Here is a 26,541-nt window from a genome sequence, read left to right on the forward strand (position 1 = left end):
GTTTACAATAGAGTGGGTATCGGAGACGAAGAAGGACAAGGTACATGCTGACCGATACCAAGCTGCGCAATCTCAAGCCCAGGGACAAACTCTACAAAGTGAATGACCGGGAAGGTCTCTATGTGGGGGTCGCCTCAGAAAACGGAATCTATGGTCACTCCCGTTTTTGCAACACCGATTTTGACGACAAGTTGGCTTGCTTGAATCTATCCGGCGTCTGAATGGGATTTTATTCCCGCGCCTCGATGAGTTCCGCGCCTGATGAACCTCCAGAAAATATACGGCTTCAATGAGCCTTTCCGTTTTACAGGTTCCTCAACAGGCCGGTGGGCCGTTAGTATCATCAATATCAGTATTCGCAAAACCAGATGAATGATTGTTTAAACTGGTGTATTTCTGCCTTTATGCTTCGTAAGTTTGCTGTCGCGCCGTCAGTGCCCAGGCTATTCTGGCCAGCTTGTTTGCCAGAGCACAGGTGACGACAAAGTTGCTTTTCCGACACAACAACTCCCTGACCCAGTCGGCCAACTTGCCAGACTGGTGTTCCAGTTTTTGTATGAATACCCTGGCACACTGAACCAACAAAGTTCGGATCTTTTTGTTGCCCCGCTTGCTAATCCCTAACAATGTCGTCCGACCTCCCGTGCTGTACTGTCGGGGTACCAGCCCTGTTGCCGCCGCAAAGTCACGGCTGCTGGCGTACTGCTTCCCGTCGCCAATCTCAGTTGAAATAGTACTGGCAGTCAGCGTTCCAACGCAGGGAATACTCAGCAAGCGCTGTCCAACCTCATCTTCGTCCAACTTTCGTTTCAACTGAGATTCCAGATCTTTAATCTGCTCAACAAGATAGTGATAATGCTGTTGTAATTTCAGCAGTAACTGGCTGAGATAAAGAGGCAAACTACTGTCCTCAAGAAGGGTACTCAGTCGACTAATAACGGCAGCACCTCGCGGAACGCTGATACCAAATTCCAGCAGAAAAGCATGCATCTGATTAGTTGTTTTCACCTTATCCTGAACCAGGGATTCACGGACACGATGCAGAGCTCGCATTGCCTGCTGAGATTCGGTTCTGGGCTGCACGAAACGCATAGATGGACGTGATGCTGCTTCACAGATAGCTTCAGCATCAACGAAGTCATTTTTGTTGCTTTTAACGAATGGGCGGACAAATTGCGGTGATATCAGCTTTGGAAAATGCCCTAACTCTTCCAGCTTGCGTGCCATAAAGTGAGAACCGCCACAGGCTTCCATCGCGATGGTTGTTGCCGGGCATGTCGCCAGAAATTCGATTAGCTTTGGTCGGGTGAATTTTTTACGGTAAACGGCCTTCCCACGATGATCCTGACAATGAATATGGAAAGAGTTCTTACCCAGATCGATACCAATAAGCGCAATGTTTTCCATGATGGTTCTCCGAATGAAAGCCTGTCCTCAGCATAGTACTGGGAAGGAGGGAGTGACCATCTCATTAAATAAAGCACGCTAAGCCGGTTGCAGCGGTCGTAGCGGCCTGAACTTGCCCGCGCCGATCTTGGCGCTGCTGCGCCAGAGGTAATCGCCGGTGAGGTTGATGTGCTCCCAACCGAGCGGCGACAGGTACTGCAACAGCGCGTCATCAACGGCATGGCCGTTGCCACGCAGCGCGTGCGCAGCCCGTTCCAGATAGACCGTGTTCCACAACACGACGGCAGCCGTTACCAGATTGAGGCCGCTAGCCCGGTAGCGCTGCTGCTCGAAACTGCGGTCGCGGATTTCACCCAGGCGGTTGAAAAACACTGCCCTGGCCAGCGCATTGCGCGCCTCGCCCTTGTTCAGGCCGGCATGCACGCGGCGGCGCAGTTCCACGCTTTGCAGCCAGTCCAGGATGAACAGCGTGCGCTCGATGCGGCCCAGCTCGCGGAGCGCCACGGCCAGGCCGTTCTGGCGTGGGTAGCTGCCGAGCTTTCGGAGCATCAGGGAGGCCGTCACCGTGCCCTGCTTGATCGAGGTGGCCAGCCGCAGGATTTCGTCCCAATGGGCGCGGACGTGCTTGATGTTGAGCGTGCCGCCGATCATGGGTTTCAGCGCGTCATAGGCGGCGTCGCCCTTCGGGATGTAGAGCTTGGTGTCGCCCAGGTCGCGGATGCGCGGCGCGAAGCGGAAGCCCAGGAGGTGCATCAGGGCGAAGACGTGATCGGTGAAGCCCGCCGTGTCGGTGTAATGCTCCTCGATCCGCAAGTCGGACTCGTGGTACAGCAGGCCGTCGAGCACGTAGGTCGAATCGCGCACGCCGACGTTCACGACCTTGGTGTGAAATGGCGCGTACTGGTCAGAAATGTGGGTGTAGAACGTCCGCCCTGGGCTGCTCCCGTATTTCGGGTTGATGTGGCCGGTGCTCTCGGCCTTGCTGCCGGTGCGGAAGTTCTGGCCGTCCGACGATGAGGTGGTGCCGTCGCCCCAGTGCTCGGCGAAGGGATGGCGGAACTGTGCGTTGACCAGATCGGCCAGCGCCGCCCCGTAGGTTTCGTCGCGGATGTGCCAGGCTTGCAGCCAAGCCAGCTTGGCGTAGGTCGTGCCGGGGCAAGACTCCGCCATCTTGGTCAGGCCCAGGTTGATCGCGTCGGCGAGGATCGTGGTCAGCAACAGGTTCTTGTCTTTGGCCGGGTCGCCCGATTTCAGATGCGCGAAATGCCGAGTGAAGCCCGTCCATTCGTCCACCTCCAGCAGCAGTTCGGTGATCTTGACGTGCGGCAGGATCATTGCCGTCTGGTCGATCAGCGCTTGGGCGGTGTCGGGTACCGCCGCGTCGAGCGGCGTGATCTTCAAGCCTGACTCGGTGATGATGGCGTCCGGCAGCTCGTTGGCCGTCGCCATACGGTTGACGGTGGCAAGCTGTGTTTCCAGCAGCGTCAGCCGGTCGTTCAGGTACCGGTTGCAGTCGGTGGCCACGGCCAGCGGCAATTCGCTGGCCTGCTTGAGGCTGGCGAATTTCGCGGGCGGCACCAGGTAGTCCTCGAAGTCCTTGAACTGGCGCGACCCCTGCACCCAGATGTCGCCGGAACGCAACGCGTTCTTCATCTCCGACAGCGCGCACAGTTCGTAGTAGCGCCGGTCGATGCCGGTGTCGGTCATGACCAGCTTCTGCCAGCGCGGCTTGATGAACTCGGTCGGCGCGTCGGCGGGCACCTTGCGGGCGTTGTCGCTGTTCATGCCGCGCAGCACCTCGATGGCGTCGAGCACGTCCTTCGCGGCGGGAGCGGCCCGCAGCTGGCACTGTTGCAAAGTTAGCGATGAGGCAGCCTTTTGTCTTATTCAAAGGCCTTACATTTCAAAAACTCTGCTTACCAGGCGCATTTCGCCCAGGGGATCACCATAATAAAATGCTGAGGCCTGGCCTTTGCGTAGTGCACGCATCACCTCAATACCTTTGATGGTGGCGTAAGCCGTCTTCATGGATTTAAATCCCAGCGTGGCGCCGATTATCCGTTTCAGTTTGCCATGATCGCATTCAATCACGTTGTTCCGGTACTTAATCTGTCGGTGTTCAACGTCAGACGGGCACCGGCCTTCGCGTTTGAGCAGAGCAAGCGCGCGACCATAGGCGGGCGCTTTATCCGTGTTGATGAATCGCGGGATCTGCCACTTCTTCACGTTGTTGAGGATTTTACCCAGAAACCGGTATGCAGCTTTGCTGTTACGACGGGAGGAGAGATAAAAATCGACAGTGCGGCCCCGGCTGTCGACGGCCCGGTACAGATACGCCCAGCGGCCATTGACCTTCACGTAGGTTTCATCCATGTGCCACGGGCAAAGATCGGAAGGGTTACGCCAGTACCAGCGCAGCCGTTTTTCCATTTCAGGCGCATAACGCTGAACCCAGCGGTAAATCGTGGAGTGATCGACATTCACTCCGCGTTCAGCCAGCATCTCCTGCAGCTCACGGTAACTGATGCCGTATTTGCAGTACCAGCGTACGGCCCACAGAATGATGTCACGCTGAAAATGCCGGCCTTTGAATGGGTTCATGTGCAGCTCCATCAGCAAAAGGGGATGATAAGTTTATCACCACCGACTATTTGCAACAGTGCCCGCTGCCCTACCTCTCACTAGTGAGGGGCGGCAGCGCATCAAGCGGTGAGCGCACTCCGGCACCGCCAACTTTCAGCACATGCGTGTAAATCATCGTCGTAGAGACGTCGGAATGGCCGAGCAGATCCTGCACGGTTCGAATGTCGTAACCGCTGCGGAGCAAGGCCGTCGCGAACGAGTGGCGGAGGGTGTGCGGTGTGGCGGGCTTCGTGATGCCTGCTTGTTCTACGGCACGTTTGAAGGCGCGCTGAAAGGTCTGGTCATACATGTGATGGCGACGCACGACACCGCTCCGTGGATCGGTCGAATGCGTGTGCTGCGCAAAAACCCCAGAACCACGGCCAGGAATGCCCGGCGCGCGGATACTTCCGCTCAAGGGCGTCGGGAAGCGCAACGCCGCTGCGGCCCTCGGCCTGGTCCTTCAGCCACCATGCCCGTGCACGCGACAGCTGCTGCTCGCGCAGGCTGGGTGCCAAGCTCTCGGGTAACATCAAGGCCCGATCCTTGGAGCCCTTGCCCTCCCGCACGATGATCGTGCCGTGATCGAAATCCAGATCCTTGACCCGCAGTTGCAAACCCTCACTGATCCGCATGCCCGTTCCATACAGAAGCTGGGCGAACAAACGATGCTCGCCTTCCAGAAAACCGAGGATGCGAACCACTTCATCCGGGGTCAGCACCACCGGCAAGCGCCGCGACGGCCGAGGTCTTCCGATCTCCTGAAGCCAGGGCAGATCCGTGCACAGCACCTTGCCGTAGAAGAACAGCAAGGCCGCCAATGCCTGACGATGCGTGGAGACCGAAACCTTGCGCTCGTTCGCCAGCCAGGACAGAAATGCCTCGACTTCGCTGCTGCCCAAGGTTGCCGGGTGACGCACACCGTGGAAACGGATGAAGGCACGAACCCAGTGGACATAAGCCTGTTCGGTTGGTAAGCTGTAATGCAAGTAGCGTATGCGCTCACGCAACTGGTCCAGAACCTTGACCGAACGCAGCGGTGGTAACGGCGCAGTGGCGGTTTTCATGGCTTGTTATGACTGTTTTTTTGTACAGTCTATGCCTCGGGCATCCAAGCAGCAAGCGCGTTACGCCGTGGGTCGATGTTTGATGTTATGGAGCAGCAACGATGTTACGCAGCAGGGCAGGGCAGTCGCCCTAAAACAAAGTTAAACATCATGAGGGAAGCGATGATCGCCGAAGTATCGACTCAACTATCAGAGGTAGTTGGCGTCATCGAGCGCCATCTCGAACCGACGTTGCTGGCCGTACATTTGTACGGCTCCGCAGTGGATGGCGGCCTGAAGCCACACAGTGATATTGATTTGCTGGTTACGGTGACCGTAAGGCTTGATGAAACAACGCGGCGAGCTTTGATCAACGACCTTTTGGAAACTTCGGCTTCCCTGAGAGAGCGAGATTCTCCGCGCTGTAGAAGTCACCATTGTTGTGCACGACGACATCATTCCGTGGCGTTATCCAGCTAAGCGCGAACTGCAATTTGGAGAATGGCAGCGCAATGACATTCTTGCAGGTATCTTCGAGCCAGCCACGATCGACATTGATCTGGCTATCTTGCTGACAAAAGCAAGAGAACATAGCGTTGCCTTGGTAGGTCCAGCGGCGGAGGAACTCTTTGATCCGGTTCCTGAACAGGATCTATTTGAGGCGCTAAATGAAACCTTAACGCTATGGAACTCGCCGCCCGACTGGGCTGGCGATGAGCGAAATGTAGTGCTTACGTTGTCCCGCATTTGGTACAGCGCAGTAACCGGCAAAATCGCGCCGAAGGATGTCGCTGCCGACTGGGCAATGGAGCGCCTGCCGGCCCAGTATCAGCCCGTCATACTTGAAGCTAGACAGGCTTATCTTGGACAAGAAGAAGATCGCTTGGCCTCGCGCGCAGATCAGTTGGAAGAATTTGTTCACTACGTGAAAGGCGAGATCACCAAGGTAGTCGGCAAATAATGTCTAACAATTCGTTCAAGCCGACGCCGCTTCGCGGCGCGGCTTAACTCAAGCGTTAGATGCACTAAGCACATAATTGCTCACAGCCAAACTATCAGGTCAAGTCTGCTTTTATTATTTTTAAGCGGGTAATGACTCCAACTTATTGATAGTGTTTTATGTTCAGATAATGCCCGATGACTTTGTCATGCAGCTCCACCGATTTTGAGAACGACAGCGACTTCCGTCCCAGCCGTGCCAGGTGCTGCCTCAGATTCAGGTTATGCCGCTCAATTCGCTGCGTATATCGCTTGCTGATTACGTGCAGCTTTCCCTTCAGGCGGGATTCATACAGCGGCCAGCCATCCGTCATCCATATCACCACGTCAAAGGGTGACAGCAGGCTCATAAGACGCCCCAGCGTCGCCATCGTGCGTTCACCGAATACGTGCGCAACAACCGTCTTCCGGAGCCTGTCATACGCGTAACGTAAAACAGCCAGCGCTGGCGCGATTTAGCCCCGACGTATCCCCACTGTTCGTCCATTTCCGCGCAGACGATGACGTCACTGCCCGGCTGTATGCGCGAGGTTACCGACTGCGGCCTGAGTTTTTAAATGGCGGAAAATCGTGTTGAGGCCAACGCCCATAATGCGGGCGGTTGCCCGGCATCCAACGCCATTCATGGCCATATCAATGATTTTCTGGTGCGTACCGGGTTGAGAAGCGGTGTAAGTGAACTGCAGTTGCCATGTTTTACGGCAGTGAGAGCAGAGATAGCGCTGATGTCCGGCGGTGCTTTTGCCGTTACGCACCACCCCGTCAGTAGCTGAACAGGAGGGACAGCTGATAGAAACAGAAGCCACTGGAGCACCTCAAAAACACCATCATACACTAAATCAGTAAGTTGGCAGCATCACCCGACGCACTTTGCGCCGAATAAATACCTGTGACGGAAGATCACTTCGCAGAATAAATAAATCCTGGTGTCCCTGTTGATACCGGGAAGCCCTGGGGCCAACTTTTGGCGAAAATGAGACGTTGATCGGCACGTAAGAGGTTCCAACTTTCACCATAATGAAATAAGATCACTACCGGGCGTATTTTTTGAGTTATCGAGATTTTCAGGAGCTAAGGAAGCTAAAATGGAGAAAAAAATCACTGGATATACCACCGTTGATATATCCCAATGGCATCGTAAAGAACATTTTGAGGCATTTCAGTCAGTTGCTCAATGTACCTATAACCAGACCGTTCAGCTGGATATTACGGCCTTTTTAAAGACCGTAAAGAAAAATAAGCACAAGTTTTATCCGGCCTTTATTCACATTCTTGCCCGCCTGATGAATGCTCATCCGGAATTCCGTATGGCAATGAAAGACGGTGAGCTGGTGATATGGGATAGTGTTCACCCTTGTTACACCGTTTTCCATGAGCAAACTGAAACGTTTTCATCGCTCTGGAGTGAATACCACGACGATTTCCGGCAGTTTCTACACATATATTCGCAAGATGTGGCGTGTTACGGTGAAAACCTGGCCTATTTCCCTAAAGGGTTTATTGAGAATATGTTTTTCGTCTCAGCCAATCCCTGGGTGAGTTTCACCAGTTTTGATTTAAACGTGGCCAATATGGACAACTTCTTCGCCCCCGTTTTCACCATGGGCAAATATTATACGCAAGGCGACAAGGTGCTGATGCCGCTGGCGATTCAGGTTCATCATGCCGTTTGTGATGGCTTCCATGTCGGCAGAATGCTTAATGAATTACAACAGTACTGCGATGAGTGGCAGGGCGGGGTGATGCTGCCAACTTACTGATTTAGTGTATGATGGTGTTTTTGAGGTGCTCCAGTGGCTTCTGTTTCTATCAGCTGTCCCTCCTGTTCAGCTACTGACGGGGTGGTGCGTAACGGCAAAAGCACTGCCGGACATCAGCGCTATCTCTGCTCTCACTGCCGTAAAACATGGCAACTGCAGTTCACTTACACCGCTTCTCAACCCGGTACGCACCAGAAAATCATTGATATGGCCATGAATGGCGTTGGATGCCGGGCAACCGCCCGCATTATGGGCGTTGGCCTCAACACGATTTTCCGCCATTTAAAAACTCAGGCCGCAGTCGGTAACCTCGCGCATACAGCCGGGCAGTGACGTCATCGTCTGCGCGGAAATGGACGAACAGTGGGGATACGTCGGGGCTAAATCGCGCCAGCGCTGGCTGTTTTACGCGTATGACAGGCTCCGGAAGACGGTTGTTGCGCACGTATTCGGTGAACGCACGATGGCGACGCTGGGGCGTCTTATGAGCCTGCTGTCACCCTTTGACGTGGTGATATGGATGACGGGCTGGCCGCCGCTGTGAATCCCGCCTGAAGGGAAAGCTGCACGTAATCAGCAAGCGATATACGCAGCGAATTGAGCGGCATAACCTGAATCTGAGGCAGCACCTGGCACGGCTGGGACGGAAGTCGCTGTCGTTCTCAAAATCGGTGGAGCTGCATGACAAAGTCATCGGGCATTATCTGAACATAAAACACTATCAATAAGTTGGAGTCATTACCCCGGAACAAAACGGATATTAAGTCATTATCAGAAAAAATAAACGATGCGATGGTAGGGCACAATGGTTTATTCATTTCTATAAAAAACATGGAAAATGAAAAAATTGTTGAACTCTATGCCAAAAATTCTGTTGTTCCAGCGGTCCTGCTTAATAAGTCGGGTGATATTCTCGACTATATGATCCAGACGGAAGAAAATAACACCGTGTACCGCAGTATCTCGCGGCGGGTTGCCGTGACGCCGGAACAGGGTAAAAGCAAACATGTCATCATTACGGTTGCCACGGATACTGGGTATCACACCCTGTTTATGGATAAGCTCAGTACCTGGCTGTTCTGGTTCAATATCGGTCTGGTCTTTATTTCTGTTTTTCTGGGCTGGCTGACCACACGTATTGGTCTGAAACCGCTACGGGAAATGACCAGTCTGGCTTCCTCCATGACCGTACACAGCCTGGATCAGCGTCTTAATCCCGATTTGGCTCCGCCGGAAATTTCTGAGACCATGCAGGAGTTCAATAACATGTTCGATCGCCTGGAGGGGTCATTCCGGAAACTGTCAGATTTCTCGTCTGACATCGCGCATGAGCTGCGCACAGCGGTCAGTAATCTGATGATGCAGACGCAGTTTGCACTGGCTAAGGAAAGGGATGTTTCGCATTACCGCGAAATCTTATTCGCTTACCTGGAAGAACTGAAAAGGTTGTCACGAATGACCAGTGATATGCTTTTTCTGGCACGTTCAGAGCATGGTCTGCTGCAGCTGGATAAACATGATGTGGATCTGGCCGCCGAACTGAATGAATTACGTGAGCTGTTCGAGCCTCTGGCAGACGAAACAGGAAAGACAATCACCGTTGAAGGAGAGGGCGTTGTTGCCGGAGACAGCGATATGCTGCGACGTGCTTTCAGTAACCTGCTTTCCAATGCAATCAAGTATTCTCCCGATAACACCTGTACAGCGATACACCTTGAGCGTGACAGTGACTGTGTGAACGTGATGATTACGAATACGATGTCCGGCCAGGTTCCCGCTAATCTGGAACGTTTGTTTGATCGGTTCTATCGAGCTGATTCATCAAGGGTCCACAACACGGAAGGCGCGGGGCTGGGATTATCAATTACAAGGTCGATCATTCATGCTCATGGCGGCGAGCTGTCAGCAGAACAGCAGGGGCGGGAAATTGTGTTCAGTGTGCGCCTGTTAATGGATTAATCCCGTTCTTCAGGAGAAACCTGGAAGGTGACAAAATTGTCATCATTCAGTCACGCGATAAACAGAGGCGGTTTTTTATAATCATACATAAATCAGGAGCAGAGTGATAACGCAATCGCCTGGTTCCTGGAGTGATGAATAACCCGCCCTGAGATCAAATGCTTTCTCTGTTATAAGCCGTTGATTGTTTGGGTATGAAAACACCGGAGACCCAACCATGAAAAAGATCCTTGTATCATTTGTTGCCATTATGGCTGTCGCTTCATCCGCCATGGCTGCAGAGACAATGAACATGCATGACCAGGTAAATAATGCCCAGGCACCCGCCCATCAGATGCAGTCAACCTCTGAAAAAAGCGCTGTTCAGGGAGACAGTATGACAATGATGGATATGAGCGGACACGATCAGGCTGCAATGTCCCATGAAATGATGCAAAACGGCAACGCTTCTGCCCACCAGGACATGGCGGAGATGCATAAAAAAATGATGAAAGGCAAACCAGGGGCCACCAACGAATCAGCAACGTCATTTTCAGAAATGAACGAGCATGAAAAAGCCGCTGTTGTGCACGAGAAGGCGAATAATGGTCAGTCTTCCGTTATTCATCAGCAGCAGGCTGAAAAGCATCGCAGCCAGATCACCCAGAATTAACCCGCAGCTCCACTTGTTAGACCCTCATTTGACGCCGAAGTCACTGGCTTACGCTCCCGTCCGGGAGCGTTTTTTTTATTCTTTCATTTATCATTGAGTCTTATGGGAATGGATTTAATCAGTTACTTAATCCCTGCCTCAGCAACAAGTCCCGGAAAGAGCAGCTTTATATTCCGGGTTTTTCTGCTCATAACCTCAACGGTGGCGCTTAGGATGTACTTTGTAAGTACCCAGAGTGTGTGTCATCAGTACCGGTGTTAATGCACCAGCCCATTCCAGCCATGTATACCCATGTAAATCCCAACAGCAGCAATCAGGGCGCTTGAAATATAGGGGGCTCTTCTGGCGATGGTATTGAAGCCACTCCAGCGTTTGGCGACCTGACGAACGCTGATCGCCGCACCCACTCCAACCGTTACGAGGGTCAATGCCAGGCCGATACTGAAACAAACAACCAGTGTGGCACCCAGCGTAAGCGCTTTAAGCTGAAGGCAGATCAACAATACAGTTATAGCTGCCGGGCAAGGGATAAGCCCTCCTGTCAGTCCAAATATCAGGATTTGCCCGTTGGTTACTTCTTTCCCGTCGAAGCGGCGTTTTATGTCATTGGCATGAGCCAGTTCGTGAGCGTCCTGATACTCTTTCGAATTCACATCCAGCCCATCAAGCTCAGAGTGGTCATGGTCATGGTCGTGTTCAGCGAACGCCACATCATAGTCATGGACATGACCACGATGTCCCAGAGACAGACGTACGTTGAAACTGTGAGGCTCAGGGATGGGAGATGTTGACTCCAGATAATCACCATGATCAACAAATTCAAAAGTCTGAGAGATCGTACTGTTTTCCCGAAGTGTGGTTAATGAGATATCTTCAGAAGCCCATCTTTGGCCACTAAGAGTGCGTAGCCGCCAGTGGGGAAGTTGTCCTTCTTCAAAAATGGACAGTTCAACTTTTCCATGGCCAGTATCGATCAACCTTGTTTCGTCATGGTGATGATGTTCATTCTCCTGCATTCCCTCCAGCCAGTTTTTCTCACCGCTCCAGGTTCGCCAGAACATCCAAAAAGCCGTACCAAGGATGATCACTGAAGAGACCATCTGTAGCCAGGGTTCGGCTGATTCTGCGGTAAATTTATTACTGATATACATCCCTCCAAAAGCAATCAGCCATACGACTGCAGTGTGCGACAATGTTGCCGCGACACCCAGCATCACGGCCTGACGTACGGTGCCTTTTATAGCAATGATGAATGCTGCCATCATTGTTTTGGAGTGCCCGGGCTCCAGTCCATGAAGCGCGCCAAGCAGAATGGCGCTGGGGATGAAAAACCATGCGTTGCCTTGCTGAAGAAGTGTCGTAAATTCGTTCATGAGAATCATTCTTGGTTATTAAGTGTAGGCCGGATTCTACTCCCCCCCAGTAAAATATACTACCCCCCAGTAGAATAACGCTGGTATAGTTACATAAAATATCCAGGAGAGTGAGAGCCCACATGTCACATACCATCCGCGATAAACAAAAACTGAAAGCACGTACAAGCAAGATCCAGGGGCAGGTTGCTGCGCTGAAAAAAATGCTTGATGAACCTCACGAATGTGCCGCTGTACTGCAACAAATAGCCGCCATACGTGGTGCCGTGAATGGTTTATTGCGTGAAGTGATTAAAGGACATTTGACTGAACATATTGTTCATGAAAGTGAAGAACAGAAACGAGAAGAAGACCTGGACGTTGTGCTGAAGGTTCTGGATTCTTACATCAAGTGACAGTTTGGCTAAAAGCCCTGAGCATTAATTTATCTAAATAACACGTTATCAAGTGACGGTTTTGGGCTGTTTGTAGCGGCATAGTGAGTTTGTTTAATCAATGAGCTTTAAGATGCCCCCCTTCATGCAAGGCAACGCGTACATTTCTGGTACATCTACTTCCCTTACTTTGCTCAGGGCAACCCACATTGTTAAAGCCTCTACTCGCTGACCATCAAAATCACCCAACGTCAGATAATGGAAAAAAATTTTGGATGACATTTTGAAACGTGTCCTCTGCTGTGAACGTCGAGAGATGCTACGCGAGAAAGGAGATGACCTACTTAGTATCCTGTTAAGTAGGTCTATCTGAAGAAGTAGACAACTTTAAAGTCTTTTTCATGTTAAAGGAGACAACTTTAATGTCTGTGTACACCTACCTTTGCTCAAATCAAAATGTTCTGACATACCAAAATGGAGTGTAAAATGACTCAAAACCAGGGTTCTGAGCCAGTACCGGCGAGCCGGACAGGGCAGCTCATCAGCGCCCGGGATATGGCCATGCAGAAATTCGAAGAAGGGATGCGGTTAATCTCGGAAGCGTCGGAACTGTGCGGTCTCTCTCTCTTCACCAGCAGAATTATGCAGCCCAACGCATTTGGTCTTCCGTCGTCACTGGATCGCACCATCGAGGAGGGGCGTAAGGAAATTGACCGTAAAACGTGGAAAAGGCTCTTTGAAGAAACAGGTATGGACCGGTACTGGAACCATAAGCAAAAAGAAGCCTTTAACGAATCCCTTCGTACGGATCCGCCCGTCGCTTCCCTGGAGATTGTTAAGGGAACATTACAGCATGCACTGGCTAACAGACGAGACACCCTTGCAGAAGGTTTCGTTGATGTTCTCAACAAGCTTGACCGAAGTTTCAAAAGCAATGCCAGGCAATATACAATGCCAAAAAAGCTTGTTCTTCGGGGGATTTTTCCTGGTGTGAACGTGCTGAGGTACAACGGTTTCTCGCAGGACAATCACTTTTGTTTACGCGACTTTGAGAATATTGTATGCATCTGTTCTGATACTCCAACACCTGCAACCGGCGGTGGGCTGAGTATGGTCGACAGGCTGACGGCCATGAGAAATACAGAATTCACAGGCGAGGTCAGTGATGAGAATGGCTGGCGGTGTCGCCTGTTTGAGAATGGAAACGTTCATATTTGCATCGACAGTATCTCGCTTCTGAATGCTCTGAACGATCTTATCAGCATATATTTTGCAAACCAGCTTCCGGCCGCAGGAAAAAAATGATGATTGAAAATGATAAAGAAAAAAGCCTGAACGATGCTACCCCGCCAGAGGTGCAGAATGACATCCGCAGCGAATCCACTGAAAAATCAAAGGAAATGGGTCGTTCAAGGTACTCATCTATCGCGATGATCGATTACTTCAATGCAATCGAACGTCTGTGCAAAGAGAAAGAAATTAACCCGGAAAATATCGATCTGAGCTTCAAAGTTCACTGGCTCAGAAACGCTGTTGGCGGCTCGTTTGCAAGGTCACAGGAGATGTTCGCGGAGTACCAGAAGTATGTTAAAGAGGTTCCTGAAGAGGCCCGTTACCTGGATATACCCGATGAGGTAAAGGTTGCACTCGGCGATATTATCTCGTACATCACCTGGCACTACCGTAGAAGCTATACCGCAATACAGAATGATAGTGTTAAAAAAGCTGAAGCACGTAGCATGCAGCTGGAGGAGGAGGTAACGCAGCTGTTACAGCGGCTTGAGCAAAGCGCTACCGATATGGATGAGCTGAAACTTGAGAATCAGGCACTACAGGGTCGATTAGAGATCCGGGACAGTACCGTCAAGGAGTTAGAAACAAGGCTGAATGTTGCCGAAGCAGAACTCGAAACCTGCCATCACCAGTTAGATAGCACACGGCATGAATTGAGCCTCGCACAGCAGTCAAATGACTCACTCTCCCAGCAACTGGCTGAACGTAAAACAGAGATCGCTGGTCACCTTGAATATCAAAAAAAGCTGAACGAAGAGATCAACACGCAGCGTTCTGATAACGCCGGTCTTTCCAGACAATGCGACCAGTTAAGTCAGACTGTGTCAGATACAAAGGCAGAGAGGGACAGGTTTGAACAGGAATTGATTGCTGCACAGAACCTTTGTACTGAGCTGAAAAGTGCACTGTCCGGGAAAGAGGGTGACCTGGTGGCGGTGAATGCCGAACTTACTGAACTCCATAAACTAAACGAGTCGCTGAGCGCCGACCTGAATAAAGTAACTTTGGTCAGCCAGGGCTATGAAGCGGAAGTGGCTGAACAAAGCAATGAACTCAAAACGCTCCAGGCCAAAGTAATGAAGCTGGAAGCTACCCTGGAGGCGGAGAAAACAATCTCAGAATCCCTGAAAGGCACCATTGATACATTAACTGGTGCAATGGCAGGGGGAGGTACTGGAAAGTCAAAACAGCCGCGTAGCAGAAAAACATCATGATAAATGAAGCCAGGTTGATACACTTCTCTGCATCCCCTGGCACATAAGAACTTCTGCGGACATTCAGCCCGTCCGCAGGAGTTTTCGTCCTTCAGTCAACAAATGCACTACCTTTTTTGAGTCTCCACTTTCCAGAGCAGAAAACACGTTACCGATTCTACCAACAGCTTGTATCTGAGTGATAACCCCAGTCTTGTAATCATCTAGGATCCCTGACAGGAAAGCGTTCAGTTTTGTCTGTTCGCTTAGCGAAAGCATGTAGGACATTTTTTCTCCATTTTAAGCAGGTGTGTCAGTTGAAAGAGGTTTGCGTGATTCTGGAAAATGAGGCAGCACCATAGTTTCAGATGCTGTGGTCGCATCCCAGTGCCACCATCCATAAGGCCCATATTCACGGTTGTAATAATCTTTTTTGAGTTGCTTTCGGGCCAGATAAGCAGGAGTGGCCATACCAAATACTTCCATCGGGAACGGCTTATCGCTTTTTGTGTCGAGCAGGTAGAAGTCAGGGAACACCTCACTAATACTCGCATCATAACGCATGGGCTTAACGTACTGCCGGTGCTCTGCATCCAGCTTTTCTGCAACAACCGCCTCATAGGAGGAGTCCAGAGGTATCCAGTTCTCGCTAACGTGCATCAGCACAATTTGATGAGCTCTTACAGAAGGGCCTCTGCCGGTTACCGCAGCTGGTGACGTCAACGCAAAGACAACTATTTTCGCCCCGGATTTCCATGCTGCGTACTCCGATGAAAATCGTTTCTTTACGCTATCCCAATGGACTTCTGAATTGAAAAAAATCAGCGGTAGCCCCCCAAAATTCCGCAGGGGTAAAAATTTAAGTGGCTTCTCATGCTTTTCAGCATCGTAGCGAGGTAAAACTGACAGGAGCATGAGACGTTTATCACTCATCGCCTGTGATGAAAGACGCTGAATTTGCGACTGAGCGACAGGTTGTTTCGGGTCAGGTACACCAATGAATAAATGGTCACCTATGCAGGCTCTGCCGGTACGAATTTGTTTAGCGGTTTCAAGCAGACGATACCGTACCAGTGAATCGTTACGTTTCCCTGCCATTTTCGGGTACCAGACATTCAGACCAGACTCTGTCCACAAAAGACTAAGCAAGCCCAGGAGGGTCATTGAGGCCTGACCTCCTTCTGGTCGCTGAACATGGGGCAGGGGAGGCACTTCTGATTTTTCAGGAGGATCTTTCTCTGTCATACCGATACCGAGCCTTACAGCCATATCACCTTCGGTTGTAATCCGGACCACACCACTCGCATATCCTTTCAGGCCGGTATGCCGGGCATCAAGGGAGAAGAATACACAGGAAGGATCATGCTCAATGCCCGTGTTAGCGGCTTTGACGAGAATAAAGGCATCACCGTTCGGTAAAGCACGAACATAAAGTCGCTTTTCTCCTTTTCCACGACATCCGCAGGTGATGACTGATTTTTGACCTGAGGTGTGGTGTGCCTTTTTAAGAGCCGACTGCCACCCTTTAGCAAACTCATCCTGCGTTTGAAAGTCAGGTGAATACCTTTTGACGTTTGGATCGTCGTCGTAAGCAATCATCACTGCGAATTTTTGGCTCATAGTAGTCTCCTAAACAGGAAGTTTAATATCCCAACCAGAGCAACACTTCCTGAGCGTCATACTGTTCCTTTACGCCCATGTCGCTAAAGAATTCTTCGAAATCTGTTTCGGGAACGCAATGCCTGGACAGTTCTTGTAATGCTCGTTCTTTAGATACCGTCTCACCTTCAGCTGATTCGAAATACGTCATGGTTGACCTCTGACATTATTACAACAATCTTAAGCATTTAAATTGATGAAGGAGCTCAGGTCAGCTGACTTCGTCGTAAAACTGCCGCAAGCGCTGGGAGGCTGCAAATTCAATTCGTGACTTCAGCAGTTTGGCGACGGCCGCAAAGACATCAACGACCACGGAGTTCCCAAACTGTCTGTAAGCCTGTGTATTGGACACAGGGATACGGAAAACACTTTCCCCGGGTTTATCGAAGCCCATTAGCCTGCTGCATTCACGTGGCGTTAGCATGCGTGGCCGACGGTCCATGTTGTATGTGTTATGGAAATCAGTTTCTCCCAGTTCATGAGACCAGCCCCGATCAATAAGAATTTCAGATCCGTCTTTCATATAGCGGCTTGAGAGGGTTCTGGTGACACTATTAACATTGGAAGGATCTACTAGTCCAAAACCAAAACCATTGCCTTTTGCCGCATGTTTCTTTGCATAGTTGTATAAGTACTCCCAGAGTTTAGGGGAGAGGATGTATTTACTATCTACGCTCGGATCCAGTAAATCTGAGAGAGAAGGGCGCTTGTCCGGATAAAAGTCTTTAATGTCTCTCAGAGTAAAACCGTCTTTCAGACGTAGGTCGCGGCGAAAACCAATAAGGACGATACGTTCACGGTGCTGGGGTCGGAAATGACGGCCATCGATGACTTTAGGATCATCCGCGCCCGTGCTTTCGCTGTTTGCGACGTCGTAGCCAAGCTCATCGAGCGTTTTCATGATGATGTTAAAGGTATTACCCTTATCGTGACTCTTCAGATTTTTTACGTTTTCCAGAACAAAAATTGCAGGTTGTTTTGCCCGGATGATCCTGGCCACATCAAAGAAGAGCGTACCCTGAGTGTCGCACTCGAAACCGTGTTTGCGACCCATAGAGTTCTTTTTACTGACACCGGCGATGCTGAATGGCTGGCATGGAAATCCCGCAAGAAGAACATCATGATCCGGGATAGAGGCATCGATAAATTTGTATGCCTCGTCATCAGTAACCTCGGGCCGGTTGCTAAGAGTGATGTCACGGATGTCTGAATTGAAGCGGTGCTCGTTCTCATCGCAATACCAGTTCGCCCGGTAAGTACGGCTGGAATAAGTATTCCATTCGCTCGTGAAAAGACATTTACCACCGATGGCATCAAATCCGCTTCGCAGTCCACCTATCCCTGCAAACAGATCGATAAAGCTAAAGTGCCTGTCCTCATAATCAGCAGGTCGTGAAGGTATTAAAGTCTGTAGATAGCGTCCATCTGCGATACTCAGCTCACAATGCTCAGGTATGCATGTAACCTGACGTTTAAGGGATGCACGGGACCAATTACTGCCATTTTCATCATTTAATACCTGAGCCAGATATTTCAGGTCATAAATGGTCGAAGCTGTTAACAAAGTTTTGTGGATCAGAGATGGTGTTTTATCCACATCATTCAGGTCTGTCTCAAGATCATGAGTGTAACGTTTCATCCAAACTCTCTCAGGAATAATATCTTTGAGATAGATTAACACGCTTAATTTGGATTATTTTTTGGTTCAGGTTCTAAATTTATTGTGATTATTCTGCCTTTAAGTTGCAAAAAGATTGGTTTTAAGCCCGCCCATGAAATAATGACTTGTTAAAATACTGCCTGTAAATAGGCTTGTGGATACATGTCTGTACTCAACAAATCAAGGTGAAATGATGTTTTTTTTAACAAAGTTACTTTTGCCCATCATGATTGTTGTATTCCCAGTGGCGTCCTGGGGGAACTCAACAACTTTTGAGGCAAAGGTGGTTAAGATTGTTGACGGTGACACCATAACTGCGTTGGATGCTCAAAACACAACCATCAAAATACGGATGTATGGTATAGACGCTCCTGAATCTAAACAGGCTTTTGGCCAAAAAGCAAAACAGGCCTTAACCACAGCTATAGCAACTAAAATCGTTACCGTGATAGACCATGGTACGGATATCTATGGCCGTATGTTAGGTACCATCTGGTTAGATGGATATGATATCAATGCCTCTATGGTGGACAGTGGATATGCGTGGGTTTATCGGTTCGAAGATAACGCCATTGTCCCTGGCTATATCAAATATGAATCCGCAGCACAAAAGGAGGCAAAAGGGTTATGGGCAGACACCAACCCTGTCCCACCATGGCAGTGGAGACAGGCAAACGAAAAGCCCAGAAAGGTGAAAGGGAAGAAATAACCATGATGAAAGAGCCTCATCCGTTACTTCAGTTGGTACTAAACGATTCCGGTCGTCTAACCATGCCTGTTTATTATAGAGATCAACAGTATTGCCCGACTTGCCTTACAAAGGTGTTGAAGAGTGAGGATGGAAGTTTGGCGCACCTCGGGGAAATAAATCAAAATACATGTAGACCTTCTATTTCAGTAGTTGTGACAAAAGCAATTATTGAAATGTTATGTGACGGGGAAAAAATATTTGTAAATCCAATACGATACCGAGGCCGGGTGCTGGCACCCTCAGTAATTTTTTCTCCCGACACTCACACTTTCAAACCGTTTATAAATACAGACTATCAGCCTGTGGGAGCAAACTGGAAAAGTGAAAAGGGATATAAACTCGGTCTGTTTTATCTCAAAGATCGAGCCAACTCTATCAATAAAGAGGAATTTGATTTCATTGCCGTTATAGACCCTAAGGCAATGCAGAAAGAATTTATTTCGGCCTGGTCTGAGGTTGATGAAAAAAATCCATTGGAAACGCTGAAGCAGATCTTACGATCTAAAAACAACTCTTCTTTATGGGTAAAATGGCCTGGCAAAATTGAGCATGCGCAAAAAGGAAATTGCAACGAAAATTACTGGTTCGATTATCAATCTGATAATCAGGAAGTGAACTGTACGGTCTCTGTTGTAGGTATCGAAGGTAACAGTTCCGGTGAGACAATTTATAGATTGCAAACTTTGCTAAAGCGTAAGCTCAATGAATATCAACTGGTTCGGTCTTTAGGGACTATTATGCTTCTTGATAATACCGGGAATATGATTCCATCAAACCATCCTTATTTTGAAGTCATCTCAAAAGCATGTATAAATGGAGTGCGTGACTTTGTTCGTCAAAACCCGTGGGTAGTCTGACGGTCAACTATAAAGCATAATATAATTAGTAATAACAAGGAACAGACATGAATGAAAACTCAGTAATCTTAATAAGTTTATTTTGGTTTTTTTTTGGATCGAGTGTTGTAGCTGGTTTTATGGATGCATCATTATATTGCTGGATTTTTGCAGCCATAAGCGCATTGTTTCTTCTTTCGGTGATACAAACACCAAAGGAGTTAACGGTATCTATTCTTCTTGCGGTACTTATGGCAAGCTCCGCAGGTGTTTTCATTCTGGCTTATAAAGTCAAAACGAATGTCGTTTCACCAATCTATCTCTTAAAAAAGCCTACTGCATACATGGCTGAAATAGATAACCGAAGGATTCATGGTTACTAAATATTTTGCAATTGCATCATTTGACGGTCCGGGTTTATTTACCCACAGCATCGACTAATTCAAGAGGTTACATATGATAGTTTCAGAAGCAATTTTTTATTCTTCTATTATTTCCTGGGTTCTTTATTGGTGGTTTATTGGAAATATTACTAAAAAGGTAGGGATGCTTGTTGTTCCACTCACGCTTACCTTCGGATGTTACATTTATGCAATTCATTTGGATGATTCCGAACAGCAAACCAATTTACGTTGGGAGCAGATCGGTTTTATTACCTTTATAATTGTGATAATGTGGGCAGGAAAGTTTGTGATGAAAAGACTATCTGAATGATGATCTAATCCACACTTTTCGATATCTTAGAAAAGTAACTTTGTGAGCAAACAGTCATATGACATGCAAAACGCTGATCTCAAAGACAGATGATGGATACACATTTAGCATTTCACCTTACGAAGACGGGTACCGCTTATCAGTCTCGCCTGAAAATCGTCACAATGGTACCCAAAGCTTTGACGGCTGGTTCCCACGTTTTTTTTCCGAACCACAGTATGCCAAATCATCTTTAACTAAGTTTCTCGGTGAGTCCTTAGTATGGGAAGAAGATTCAAGTAATGCTCTATGAGATTACTTATTATAAATTTTTCTATTAATCTCCATGGAGTGATATATGAATTTGGCCTATTTTTTATTTTTGTCTATAACTGTTATGCTTACGAGCTTTATTATTAAATCACTTGTCGTATTGGTAAAGTTCAAATTACTTCGTGATGAACGTCTCGAATATACCAGCAATAAAAATATTGATGAGATGTACGATTTAATGAATGCGAAGGAAGAAATCCTCATAAGGCATCATAAGCAGATGTTGGCATTGCATCTTTCACTATTAATATTCGTTCTATTTATTGCTTACATTTACTAAAAATAATTTTATTCAACATTTCAACAAAGGGTTTTCAATGGAAAGCTTCGAAACTGAACAAATGATTCAATATGCTTTCTACATAAATATCGTAATAACGACTGGTTTGGCATGGTTTTGCTTGCGGTCAGGATTGCATTACAATTTTTTCAGAAAAGCAGAGAGTGCCAGAACAAAAGGGCTGAGTAGTACCTCTACTGAACACGGTCCAGCAATTGTGAGAATAAAGAAGCTACAAGCATTAGTAGATTTTATTAGTAACTGTGCTTTTCTAATCCTTTCAATTGGCACAGCTTATATTTTGTATTTTTGGATCCACAGTTAACTCATACAAGGTAACTTCGGCAAATAACAACTTCTAATGCAGGACTTTAATAACTATAACGGATGCTACATGAAAAACGACAGTTTAATTACGCGGTATAAAATACTTAAAGGCGAACGCGATGAGTCTATCTTCACCATAATAATCGCGCTAGTAGTAAAGCCGGGGCTGGTAGCCCTGGCATTCTATCTGTTGCTTGGTTCCACGATTGATTGGTCAAGCTGGAAAACCTATGCCGCCATGTTGATCTTTGGAGCATTTCTCTAAAAGGATGACCACGGCAATACCAGGTCAGACAACAAGGTCGTTAGCATGATCGTTGGAAGCAACGGAAGCACCTTGAAAAAGGTCGGCAGCACTATAAAATCCATCAGCAATGCACACAAATAAACTACTGGTATCTTAAAATGAAAGTGAAAGAGTTGATCGCCATGCTGAACGAAAGAGACCCTGAGGCAATTGTTCTGATTTCCGGCTATGAAACGATCGGCGGCACGGAAGTCGCAGAAGCTGATTTGCTCATTGATATGCAGTCAATATGCTTAGAACAGGCTGATAATCTCACAGGAAACCGTAAAGTTGTTTCTTCCGGTGGTGAAGATTCAGTTTGGTTAGGCTGGAAAGATGATTACCGTACAAAGGTGTTTTTAGAAGATGCCCAAATTCCTGATCAAGATGAATGACGGTCAGCGTTGGCTTCAAAGGCAATCTATCAGTACGTGAAACGTAAATGTTAAAAAATAACCACATATGAATCAATAACTTATGTCAAAGCTAAGTAGAGATGTCCGGGGTGGGGCAAAGTTCAAATGTCCTTTGATAATATTGAATTCCTGGATAAAAATCGCATCTTAACCTCTTCGTTTGAGTACCTTGTTGGGTTGACCCCGTATTCGCTTTATTTGTAGTATTGGGCTGCTTTGAAGTGTTTCATGTTCAAACGCGACGTGTTCTGTAAGTTCTTCCTGACAACAGAGCCGACAATATATACACATCCGCTATGGAGAATCTGACAACCGCTATGCGTATTACGCCACCCTGAGTTTTTCCTTCCTCTGTCGTACTGAGCAAGCCTCAGCACGCACTCAATAACATCCCGTCTGCGGATGTGCTTTACCGTACGTAAAAATGTAGCCCTCCAGGGCTGACTGTATCTAAAAACTGAGAAATTACTATGTTGCTGTCCTCGACGCGTAAGGACTGGCTGGGTAACGTCCGTGGTGACGTTCTGGCCGGTATTGTTGTCGCGCTCGCACTCATTCCAGAAGCGATCGCCTTTTCCATTATCGCCGGTGTTGATCCCCAGGTGGGCCTCTACTCGGCGTTCTGTATTCCTCTCGTTATGGCCTTCTTTGGCGGACGTCCGGCGATGATTTCGTCCTCCACCGGTGCAATGGCTCTCCTGATGGTGACGCTGGTGAAAGATCATGGCTTACAGTATTTACTGGCTGCCTCCATACTGACCGGGGTATTCCAGCTGATAGCCGGATATCTGAAGCTTGGCGGGCTGATGCGTTTTGTTTCACGCTCAGTGGTCACGGGGTTTGTTAATGCACTGGCAATACTGATTTTTATGGCCCAGTTGCCTGAGCTGACCAATGTGACATGGCATGTTTATGCCATGACTGCGGCAGGGCTGGGGATCATCTATCTCTTCCCTTATATCAACAAAACCATTCCTTCACCGCTTGTGTGCATCGTGGTGCTGACTGGGATTGCCATGTGGCTGCATCTGGATGTGCGAACCGTCGGGGATATGGGGAAACTTCCCGACAGTCTGCCGGTCTTCCTGCTCCCGGACGTGCCTTTAAATCTTCAGACGCTGCTCATCATCCTGCCATATTCTGCGGGGCTTGCGGTGGTTGGCCTGCTTGAGTCGATGATGACCGCCACTATCGTGGATGACATGACCGACACGCCAAGCGACAAAAACAGGGAGTGCAAAGCTCAGGGCATCGCGAACATCTGCACATCCTTTATCGGAGGAATGGCAGGCTGCGCGATGATTGGGCAATCTGTTATCAACGTAAAATCCGGTGGACGCGGACGACTTTCAACCCTCACGGCGGGCGTGGTGCTGCTTTGCCTGATTGTGTTCCTGCGCAACTGGGTCTCCCAAATTCCGATGGCAGCGCTGGTCGCGGTGATGATTATGGTTTCCATCGGGACATTCTCCTGGCGCTCCATTGCCAACCTGCGGACACACCCCCTTTCAACCAGCGTGGTCATGCTTGCCACCGTCGCGGTTGTGGTGGCAACACATAATCTGGCCTTCGGTGTGCTGACCGGTGTACTGATTGCTTCGCTCAATTTTGCCACTAAAGTATCCCGGTTCATGCGTGTAACCTCAGTTCTGGAGGGGACGAGCCGGACGTATACCGTCACCGGCCAGGTATTCTTTGCATCAGCAGACCGCTTTACGAGCCACTTTGATTTCCGTGAAGCGATTGAGAATGTGGTGATAGACGTTTCACATGCCCATTTCTGGGACATCACGTCCGTCAGCGCCCTGGATAAGGTGGTCATTAAGTTCCGTAGAGAGGGCGCCGGGGTTGAAATACGTGGGATGAATGAAGCCACCCGCACCATCGTTGACCGGTTTGGTGTTCACGATAAACCTGAAGAAGTCGAAAAACTGATGGGCGGTCATTAACAGACTGGAGGGAAAACTATGAATAATACTGTTACAGCCTGTGTGGACGGTTCACTTTCAACGCGGTCAGTGTGTGAATATGCGGCGTGGGCAGCCCGCACTTTGCAATCACAGCTAGCACTGTTGCACGTTATCGAAAAAGACAGCACCCCGGTAGTGTCAGACCTGACCGGCACTCTCGGCATAGACAGTCAGCAATTGCTGACCGATGAGCTGGTAGAAATTGAAGGGCAACGTAATCGCCTGCTGATGGCCCAGGGGAAAGCAATACTGGAAAGTTGTGCTGAACTGCTTCAAAAACAGGGAAGCCCGGATGTGCTTTTGATGCAAAAACACGGTACACCGGATGAAGTTCTGGCAGAGCTGAGCGACCTTCGTCTCATGGTGCTGGGGCGTCGGGGTAGCCAGCATCCGGTAGGCTCTCATCTGGAAAGCGTTATTCGTCTGCAAAAGAAACCCCTACTGGTTGTTCCGGAGAACTACTCAGTGCCTTCCAGAGTCATGCTGGCTTATGATGGCAGTGAAGAAAGCAGGAGTAACCTGGAACGTCTGACGATGAGTCCCTTACTCAGGGGGCTGGAGTGCCACCTTGTCATGGTAAACGGTAAGAAGGAAGAGCTGCTGACCGCACAGCAAATTTTACGTGACGCGGATATAGAAAACAGCACAACACATCTTACCGGGCAATCAGTCGGGGACGCGCTTATTCGTTACGCCGAGGAAAATGCTGTCGATCTGATAGTGATGGGGGCCTACGGTCATTCCAGGTTGCGGCAGTTCTTTATCGGTAGTCATACCTCCGAAATGCTGCAAAAGACGCAACAACCGCTTCTTATCCTCCGTTAGCACTGATTATCTTAAATAAAAAAGGGCGAGTTCTCTCGCCCTTCGTCACAAGAACACGTTTAGTTCAGCCGGTTACCTTTTTCATCAACTACCTTCTCACCGTCCTCTTTCGTGAACGCGCTTTTCTGCGCATCGGGAAGAATATCCAGCACGACTTCAGAAGGGCGGCATAGCCGGGTACCCAGCGGCGTTACCACGATAGGGCGATTGATCAGAACAGGGTGCTGCAACATAAAATCGATTAACTGCTCGTCAGTAAAGCGGTCTTCCGCCAGCCCTAACGCTTCAAAAGGTTCGACATTCTTACGCAGCAGCGCTCGTACCGTGATCCCCATATCCGCAATGAGTTTTACCAGCTCAGCTCGTGATGGTGGGGTTTCAAGATAATGAATAACGGTCGGCTCTGTACCGCTGTTGCGGATCATTTCAAGGGTATTGCGTGACGTGCCGCAGGCCGGGTTGTGATAAATGGTAATGTTGCTCATATCAGTATCTCATTACAAAGTGAAAGACAGACGAAGCGCCAGTGCTGCAAGCGTGACAAACAGCACGGGGATTGTCATGACAATGCCCACCCGGAAGTAATATCCCCAGGTAATTTTGATATTTTTCTGCGACAGAACGTGCAGCCACAGTAACGTTGCCAGACTGCCGATAGGGGTAATTTTTGGCCCCAGGTCGCTGCCGATGACGTTGGCGTAAATCATCGCTTCTTTGATAACACCGGTCGCTGTGCTGCCATCAATCGACAGCGCCCCGACCAGCACGGTCGGCATATTGTTCATCACTGATGACAGGAAGGCCGTCAGGAAGCCCGTACCCAGCGTTGCCGCCCACAATCCCTGCTCTGCCAGCTGATTCAGCAAGGAAGAGAGATAGTGGGTCAGACCGGCATTTCGTAAGCCGTAGACCACCAGGTACATCCCCAGCGAGAAGATAACGATTTGCCAGGGCGCACCACGCAGCACCTTACCGGTGTTAATGGCATGCCCTTTTTTCGCAACAGCAAACAGAAGCAATGCACCAGCGGCTGCGACCAAACTGACCGGTACGCCCAGCGGCTCCAGTCCGAAGAATCCCACCAGAAGCAACACCAGAACCAGCCAGCCGGTTTTAAAGGTATTCACATCACGTATAGCGTCTTTCGGTTCTTTCAACAGAGAAACGTCGTAAACGGCGGGAATGTCCTTACGGAAAAACAGATGCAGCATCACCAGCGTAGCCGCAATCGCGGCCAGGTTAACCGGGACCATCACGGCGGCATATTCTGAGAAACCAAGCTTAAAGAAATCCGCCGAGACGATATTCACCAGGTTTGAGACAATCAGTGGCAGGCTTGCCGTGTCAGCGATAAACCCTGCGGCCATGATAAACGCTAAGGTTGCTCCCCGGCTGAATCCCAGCGCCAGCAGCATCGCGATAACGATAGGTGTCAGGATCAGTGCCGCACCGTCGTTGGCAAACAGTGCCGCAACCATCGCACCAAGCAGGACGATCCAGGTGAAGAGCAGCCGCCCCCGGCCATTCCCCCAACGGGCAACGTGCAGCGCGGCCCATTCAAAGAAGCCGGATTCGTCGAGCAGAAGACTGATGATGATCACGGCGATAAAGGTGGCGGTCGCATTCCACACTATCTGCCAGACCACCGGAATATCCCCCAGATGAACGACGCCAGTCAGCAATGCCAGAATTGCGCCCAGTGAGGCACTCCAGCCAATCCCCAGCCCTCTGGGTTGCCAGATAACCAGGACGAGCGTGAATAAAAAGATAGCACCAGCCAGTAACATCAGAAACTCCATTCACATTTGTTTATTCGGATATATATAT

The 26,541-nt window shown here is 49.2% G+C and carries 22 protein-coding genes and 6 pseudogenes; 17 read left to right on the forward strand and 11 right to left on the reverse strand.

Annotation, left to right across the window (positions count from 1 at the left end; genetic code table 11):
• Positions 1-44: 44 nt before the first annotated feature.
• Positions 45-149: pseudogene (locus tag ACLHV8_RS23070) on the forward strand (Arm DNA-binding domain-containing protein); the annotation flags it as partial.
• A 253-nt stretch (positions 150-402) separates the two neighbouring features.
• Here the strand turns inward: ACLHV8_RS23070 and ACLHV8_RS23075 are convergent.
• From ACLHV8_RS23075 to intI1, 4 genes and pseudogenes are all read right to left on the reverse strand, one after another.
• Entirely contained in the window at positions 403-1,407 is a 1,005-nt protein-coding gene (locus tag ACLHV8_RS23075; RefSeq protein ID WP_000427619.1) for an IS110-like element IS5075 family transposase, read from the reverse strand.
• 78 nt (positions 1,408-1,485) lie between these two features.
• A pseudogene (locus ACLHV8_RS23080) lies at positions 1,486-3,252 on the reverse strand (Tn3 family transposase); the annotation flags it as partial.
• A 51-nt stretch (positions 3,253-3,303) separates the two neighbouring features.
• The gene (locus ACLHV8_RS23085) at positions 3,304-4,008 is read right to left on the reverse strand and encodes an IS6-like element IS26 family transposase (RefSeq protein WP_001067855.1); all 705 of its coding nucleotides are present in this window, start codon (positions 4,006-4,008) and stop codon (positions 3,304-3,306) included.
• A 70-nt stretch (positions 4,009-4,078) separates the two neighbouring features.
• Positions 4,079-5,096, reverse strand: a pseudogene (gene intI1 / locus ACLHV8_RS23090) (class 1 integron integrase IntI1).
• A gap of 150 nt (positions 5,097-5,246) precedes the next feature.
• On the opposite strand from intI1, the pseudogene aadA1 reads away from it, so the two are divergent.
• Positions 5,247-6,083, forward strand: a pseudogene (gene aadA1, locus ACLHV8_RS23095) (ANT(3'')-Ia family aminoglycoside nucleotidyltransferase AadA1).
• Positions 6,084-6,178: 95 nt separating this feature from the next.
• On the opposite strand, the pseudogene ACLHV8_RS23100 reads toward aadA1, so the two are convergent.
• Positions 6,179-6,880, reverse strand: a pseudogene (locus ACLHV8_RS23100) (IS1-like element IS1B family transposase).
• A 279-nt stretch (positions 6,881-7,159) separates the two neighbouring features.
• On the opposite strand from ACLHV8_RS23100, the gene catA reads away from it, so the two are divergent.
• The 4 genes and pseudogenes from catA (at position 7,160) to ACLHV8_RS23120 (ending at position 10,445) form a co-directional block, all read left to right on the forward strand.
• Positions 7,160-7,834: a type A chloramphenicol O-acetyltransferase gene (gene catA, locus ACLHV8_RS23105; protein ID WP_031942326.1), complete on the forward strand. Its 675-nt coding sequence runs from the start codon at positions 7,160-7,162 to the stop codon at positions 7,832-7,834.
• Between the two features lie 33 nt (positions 7,835-7,867).
• Positions 7,868-8,562: pseudogene (locus tag ACLHV8_RS23110) on the forward strand (IS1 family transposase).
• The gene (locus ACLHV8_RS23115; RefSeq protein ID WP_077269371.1) at positions 8,555-9,793 is read left to right on the forward strand and encodes a sensor histidine kinase; all 1,239 of its coding nucleotides are present in this window, start codon (positions 8,555-8,557) and stop codon (positions 9,791-9,793) included. Before ACLHV8_RS23110 ends, ACLHV8_RS23115 begins: the two are co-directional and overlap by 8 nt.
• A 217-nt stretch (positions 9,794-10,010) precedes the next feature.
• Positions 10,011-10,445, forward strand: coding sequence for a hypothetical protein (locus ACLHV8_RS23120; RefSeq protein WP_000723070.1), 435 nt, complete (start codon positions 10,011-10,013; stop codon positions 10,443-10,445).
• Between the two features lie 257 nt (positions 10,446-10,702).
• On the opposite strand, the gene ACLHV8_RS23125 is transcribed toward ACLHV8_RS23120, so the two are convergent.
• On the reverse strand, positions 10,703-11,818 hold the full coding sequence (locus ACLHV8_RS23125) for a nickel/cobalt efflux protein RcnA (protein WP_001572377.1): 1,116 nt from the start codon (positions 11,816-11,818) through the stop codon (positions 10,703-10,705).
• Between the two features lie 122 nt (positions 11,819-11,940).
• Here ACLHV8_RS23125 and rcnR point away from each other — a divergent pair, with 122 nt between their 5' ends.
• From rcnR to ACLHV8_RS23140, 3 genes are all read left to right on the forward strand, one after another.
• Complete coding sequence (rcnR, locus tag ACLHV8_RS23130) at positions 11,941-12,213, forward strand: Ni(II)/Co(II)-binding transcriptional repressor RcnR (RefSeq protein WP_000019951.1); 273 nt, start codon at positions 11,941-11,943, stop codon at positions 12,211-12,213.
• A gap of 465 nt (positions 12,214-12,678) precedes the next feature.
• Complete coding sequence (locus ACLHV8_RS23135; protein WP_000193209.1) at positions 12,679-13,497, forward strand: DUF4942 domain-containing protein; 819 nt, start codon at positions 12,679-12,681, stop codon at positions 13,495-13,497.
• Positions 13,494-14,699 carry a hypothetical protein gene (locus ACLHV8_RS23140; protein ID WP_001572381.1) on the forward strand — a complete coding sequence of 402 codons (1,206 nt, stop codon included), beginning with the start codon at positions 13,494-13,496 and terminating at the stop codon, positions 14,697-14,699. The genes ACLHV8_RS23135 and ACLHV8_RS23140 overlap by 4 nt, the downstream gene beginning before the upstream one ends.
• A 279-nt stretch (positions 14,700-14,978) precedes the next feature.
• On the opposite strand, the gene ACLHV8_RS23145 is transcribed toward ACLHV8_RS23140, so the two are convergent.
• From ACLHV8_RS23145 to ACLHV8_RS23155, 3 genes are read right to left on the reverse strand one after another with little or no spacing between them, the layout of a single operon-like run.
• Positions 14,979-16,298: a DUF1173 family protein gene (locus ACLHV8_RS23145; RefSeq protein WP_000078514.1), complete on the reverse strand. Its 1,320-nt coding sequence runs from the start codon at positions 16,296-16,298 to the stop codon at positions 14,979-14,981.
• 22 nt (positions 16,299-16,320) lie between these two features.
• Entirely contained in the window at positions 16,321-16,488 is a 168-nt protein-coding gene (locus ACLHV8_RS23150; RefSeq protein ID WP_000220758.1) for a hypothetical protein, read from the reverse strand.
• A 60-nt stretch (positions 16,489-16,548) separates the two neighbouring features.
• Positions 16,549-17,976 carry a DNA cytosine methyltransferase gene (locus tag ACLHV8_RS23155; protein ID WP_000833382.1) on the reverse strand — a complete coding sequence of 476 codons (1,428 nt, stop codon included), beginning with the start codon at positions 17,974-17,976 and terminating at the stop codon, positions 16,549-16,551.
• 214 nt (positions 17,977-18,190) lie between these two features.
• On the opposite strand from ACLHV8_RS23155, the gene ACLHV8_RS23160 reads away from it, so the two are divergent.
• From ACLHV8_RS23160 to ACLHV8_RS23195, 8 genes are all read left to right on the forward strand, one after another.
• Entirely contained in the window at positions 18,191-18,706 is a 516-nt protein-coding gene (locus ACLHV8_RS23160) for a thermonuclease family protein (RefSeq protein ID WP_031942328.1), read from the forward strand.
• 2 nt (positions 18,707-18,708) lie between these two features.
• Positions 18,709-19,605 (forward strand): hypothetical protein, encoded by an 897-nt coding sequence (locus tag ACLHV8_RS23165; protein WP_000975181.1) that lies wholly within the window; start codon positions 18,709-18,711, stop codon positions 19,603-19,605.
• 47 nt (positions 19,606-19,652) lie between these two features.
• Positions 19,653-19,967 (forward strand): hypothetical protein, encoded by a 315-nt coding sequence (locus ACLHV8_RS23170; RefSeq protein ID WP_001005009.1) that lies wholly within the window; start codon positions 19,653-19,655, stop codon positions 19,965-19,967.
• 73 nt (positions 19,968-20,040) lie between these two features.
• Complete coding sequence (locus tag ACLHV8_RS23175; protein WP_000637193.1) at positions 20,041-20,298, forward strand: hypothetical protein; 258 nt, start codon at positions 20,041-20,043, stop codon at positions 20,296-20,298.
• Positions 20,299-21,284: 986 nt separating this feature from the next.
• Positions 21,285-21,482, forward strand: coding sequence for a hypothetical protein (locus ACLHV8_RS23180; RefSeq protein ID WP_407205215.1), 198 nt, complete (start codon positions 21,285-21,287; stop codon positions 21,480-21,482).
• Positions 21,483-21,622: 140 nt separating this feature from the next.
• Complete coding sequence (locus ACLHV8_RS23185) at positions 21,623-21,898, forward strand: hypothetical protein (RefSeq protein WP_000864986.1); 276 nt, start codon at positions 21,623-21,625, stop codon at positions 21,896-21,898.
• A 491-nt stretch (positions 21,899-22,389) separates the two neighbouring features.
• The gene (locus ACLHV8_RS23190; RefSeq protein WP_000927306.1) at positions 22,390-23,868 is read left to right on the forward strand and encodes a SulP family inorganic anion transporter; all 1,479 of its coding nucleotides are present in this window, start codon (positions 22,390-22,392) and stop codon (positions 23,866-23,868) included.
• Between the two features lie 18 nt (positions 23,869-23,886).
• Positions 23,887-24,714, forward strand: a complete 828-nt coding sequence (locus ACLHV8_RS23195) for a universal stress protein (protein WP_001066652.1) — start codon at positions 23,887-23,889, stop codon at positions 24,712-24,714.
• A gap of 59 nt (positions 24,715-24,773) precedes the next feature.
• Here the strand turns inward: ACLHV8_RS23195 and arsC are convergent, their stop codons facing one another.
• Together arsC and ACLHV8_RS23205 are read right to left on the reverse strand one after the other, a co-directional pair.
• Complete coding sequence (gene arsC / locus ACLHV8_RS23200) at positions 24,774-25,199, reverse strand: glutaredoxin-dependent arsenate reductase (protein ID WP_000065802.1); 426 nt, start codon at positions 25,197-25,199, stop codon at positions 24,774-24,776.
• 12 nt (positions 25,200-25,211) lie between these two features.
• Complete coding sequence (locus ACLHV8_RS23205; RefSeq protein ID WP_000922628.1) at positions 25,212-26,501, reverse strand: arsenic transporter; 1,290 nt, start codon at positions 26,499-26,501, stop codon at positions 25,212-25,214.
• Positions 26,502-26,541: the final 40 nt, after the last annotated feature.

Source organism: Enterobacter sp. CPE_E863, from assembly GCF_046521465.1.
Taxonomy (GTDB): Bacteria; Pseudomonadota; Gammaproteobacteria; order Enterobacterales; family Enterobacteriaceae; genus Enterobacter; species Enterobacter adelaidei.

What these genes read in the sequence shown, in the direction of transcription:
- ACLHV8_RS23075 (WP_000427619.1), bottom strand. Translation starts at nt 1,407, where the DNA reads ATGGAAAACATTGCGCTTATTGGTATCGATCTGGGTAAGAACTCTTTC.
- ACLHV8_RS23085 (WP_001067855.1), bottom strand. Translation starts at nt 4,008, where the DNA reads ATGAACCCATTCAAAGGCCGGCATTTTCAGCGTGACATCATTCTGTGG.
- catA (WP_031942326.1), top strand. Translation starts at nt 7,160, where the DNA reads ATGGAGAAAAAAATCACTGGATATACCACCGTTGATATATCCCAATGG.
- ACLHV8_RS23120 (WP_000723070.1), top strand. Translation starts at nt 10,011, where the DNA reads ATGAAAAAGATCCTTGTATCATTTGTTGCCATTATGGCTGTCGCTTCA.
- ACLHV8_RS23125 (WP_001572377.1), bottom strand. Translation starts at nt 11,818, where the DNA reads ATGAACGAATTTACGACACTTCTTCAGCAAGGCAACGCATGGTTTTTC.
- rcnR (WP_000019951.1), top strand. Translation starts at nt 11,941, where the DNA reads ATGTCACATACCATCCGCGATAAACAAAAACTGAAAGCACGTACAAGC.
- ACLHV8_RS23135 (WP_000193209.1), top strand. Translation starts at nt 12,679, where the DNA reads ATGACTCAAAACCAGGGTTCTGAGCCAGTACCGGCGAGCCGGACAGGG.
- ACLHV8_RS23140 (WP_001572381.1), top strand. Translation starts at nt 13,494, where the DNA reads ATGATGATTGAAAATGATAAAGAAAAAAGCCTGAACGATGCTACCCCG.
- ACLHV8_RS23145 (WP_000078514.1), bottom strand. Translation starts at nt 16,298, where the DNA reads ATGAGCCAAAAATTCGCAGTGATGATTGCTTACGACGACGATCCAAAC.
- ACLHV8_RS23150 (WP_000220758.1), bottom strand. Translation starts at nt 16,488, where the DNA reads ATGACGTATTTCGAATCAGCTGAAGGTGAGACGGTATCTAAAGAACGA.
- ACLHV8_RS23155 (WP_000833382.1), bottom strand. Translation starts at nt 17,976, where the DNA reads ATGAAACGTTACACTCATGATCTTGAGACAGACCTGAATGATGTGGAT.
- ACLHV8_RS23160 (WP_031942328.1), top strand. Translation starts at nt 18,191, where the DNA reads ATGTTTTTTTTAACAAAGTTACTTTTGCCCATCATGATTGTTGTATTC.
- ACLHV8_RS23165 (WP_000975181.1), top strand. Translation starts at nt 18,709, where the DNA reads ATGATGAAAGAGCCTCATCCGTTACTTCAGTTGGTACTAAACGATTCC.
- ACLHV8_RS23170 (WP_001005009.1), top strand. Translation starts at nt 19,653, where the DNA reads ATGAATGAAAACTCAGTAATCTTAATAAGTTTATTTTGGTTTTTTTTT.
- ACLHV8_RS23175 (WP_000637193.1), top strand. Translation starts at nt 20,041, where the DNA reads ATGATAGTTTCAGAAGCAATTTTTTATTCTTCTATTATTTCCTGGGTT.
- ACLHV8_RS23180 (WP_407205215.1), top strand. Translation starts at nt 21,285, where the DNA reads ATGAAAAACGACAGTTTAATTACGCGGTATAAAATACTTAAAGGCGAA.
- ACLHV8_RS23185 (WP_000864986.1), top strand. Translation starts at nt 21,623, where the DNA reads ATGAAAGTGAAAGAGTTGATCGCCATGCTGAACGAAAGAGACCCTGAG.
- ACLHV8_RS23190 (WP_000927306.1), top strand. Translation starts at nt 22,390, where the DNA reads ATGTTGCTGTCCTCGACGCGTAAGGACTGGCTGGGTAACGTCCGTGGT.
- ACLHV8_RS23195 (WP_001066652.1), top strand. Translation starts at nt 23,887, where the DNA reads ATGAATAATACTGTTACAGCCTGTGTGGACGGTTCACTTTCAACGCGG.
- arsC (WP_000065802.1), bottom strand. Translation starts at nt 25,199, where the DNA reads ATGAGCAACATTACCATTTATCACAACCCGGCCTGCGGCACGTCACGC.
- ACLHV8_RS23205 (WP_000922628.1), bottom strand. Translation starts at nt 26,501, where the DNA reads ATGTTACTGGCTGGTGCTATCTTTTTATTCACGCTCGTCCTGGTTATC.